This window comes from Armatimonas sp. (assembly GCF_031410135.1).
Taxonomy (GTDB): domain Bacteria; phylum Armatimonadota; class Armatimonadia; order Armatimonadales; family Armatimonadaceae; genus Armatimonas.
This window is the reverse complement of the sequence record NZ_JANNYP010000540.1, coordinates 1-1,530: the sequence shown is the minus strand read 5'-3', so window position 1 is coordinate 1,530 and position 1,530 is coordinate 1. Positions and strand designations below refer to the sequence as shown.

Below are 1,530 nucleotides of genomic sequence, written 5' to 3'. Positions count from 1 at the left end.
TTATTGGGAGGAAGGGGGCCGGGGGGTAGGAGGGCTTACCCGTTGCGTCTTGAAAAATCGCGAATCAGGGCGGCGAGGGCTTCGCAGCCTGCGATAGGGAAGGCGTTGTAGATACTGGCGCGGAAGCCGCCGACATTACGATGTCCTGGCAAGCCGTCCATGCCTGCCGCTTTTGCCTCCGCCAGGAAGTGCTTCTCTAGCTCGGGAGTGGCCAGACGAAACGTGATATTCATCCAGGAGCGGTGCTCTTTCATGGCGACGCACGACGAGAACACCGAGGGGCACGCATCTAGGGCATCATAGATTAGCTGCGCCTTGGCCTGGTTGTGGACGGCTACTCGCTTCACCCCGCCCTGGGCCGCGATCCACTTGAGGGTGAGTCCCAGAACATAGATCGGGAAGACCGGCGGCGTGTTGTAGAGCGACTGCTTTTCGCACTGGGTGATGTAGGAAAACATCGGGGGCAGGTCTTTATGAGCCGTCTCTAAAAACGACTTGCGGATCACCACCAGGGTCACGCCCGCAGGCCCCGCGTTCTTCTGCGCTCCGGCGTAGATCAAGTCAAACTTGCTGTAGTCCCGGTGCACCCCAAAGATATCCGAGCTGGCATCGGCGACCAGTGGCGCACCTCCTGTGGCAGGAAGGTCAAAGACCTGGGTGCCCTCGATGGTGTTGTTGGTGGTCAGGTGGAAGTAGCGGCTCTTGCCCGAGGGAGTAACCTCTGGGAGCTGGTCGTAGTTCGTGGCTTTGGATGAGCCAGCAAGATGGACACTGCCAAAGCGTGCCGCCTCCACGATGGCTTTTGCACCCCACTCGCCCGCGTCCACATAGTCGGCAGTATCGCCTGGCCGGATAAAGTTCATCGGGAGCATCGCAAACTGCATGCTCGCTCCGCCACCGAGGAGCGCAATCGTGTACTCGTCTTCAGAGAGCCCTAGGGTCGAGAGAACAAGCGCCTGTGCCTCGGCATGAACCGGGTCGTAGTGCTTGCCCCGGTGCGAGAGCTCTAGGATAGACATCCCGGAGCCCTGGAACTCTAAAACAGCCTGACTGGCTTCTTCTAAAACAGCGACGGGTTGGATGCCGGGACCGGCAGAAAAGTTGTAGATTCGGTTCATGGTTTTGTAGGGGAGGAGGGTTTGCTACGCTGAACGAGCTCACTCATGGTGACAAACTCGTAGCCCTGGCTGCGGAGCGTGTTGACAATCTGTGGGAGCGCTGCGATGGTGTTGTCTGGGGCATTGTGCATCAGCAGAATCGTGCCGGGCTTGACTTTCTTGAGAACAAAGGCGGCGGTATCGGCAGGCGTGAACGGGGCGTACTCGAACTTGAAGGCATCCACGGTCCAGTACGCCCCGTGCATCCCAAGCGCCGAGGCGGCATCGGCAATTGCGCCGTTGAAGTTGCCGCCGGGCGGGCGGTAGAAACGGGGGCGCTTCCCGGTGAGCTCGCGGACGACCACACTGGTGCGGCAGAGCTCTTTACGGACGGCATCCGGGGTGAGAAAGGTCAGGTTTGGGTGCGTGTAGC

General features: G+C 60.0%; 2 protein-coding genes. Both read right to left on the bottom strand.

Features of this window, described 5'->3' with window-relative positions; translation table 11 throughout:
* Positions 1 to 35 precede the first annotated feature (35 nt).
* Positions 36 to 1,118, bottom strand: coding sequence for a 3-phosphoserine/phosphohydroxythreonine transaminase (gene serC / locus RMO15_RS19965; protein WP_309715956.1), 1,083 nt, complete (start codon positions 1,116 to 1,118; stop codon positions 36 to 38).
* On the bottom strand, positions 1,115 to 1,530 hold a 416-nt coding region (locus RMO15_RS19960), incomplete at its 5' end, for a polysaccharide deacetylase family protein (protein ID WP_309715952.1). The genes serC and RMO15_RS19960, both read right to left, overlap by 4 nt.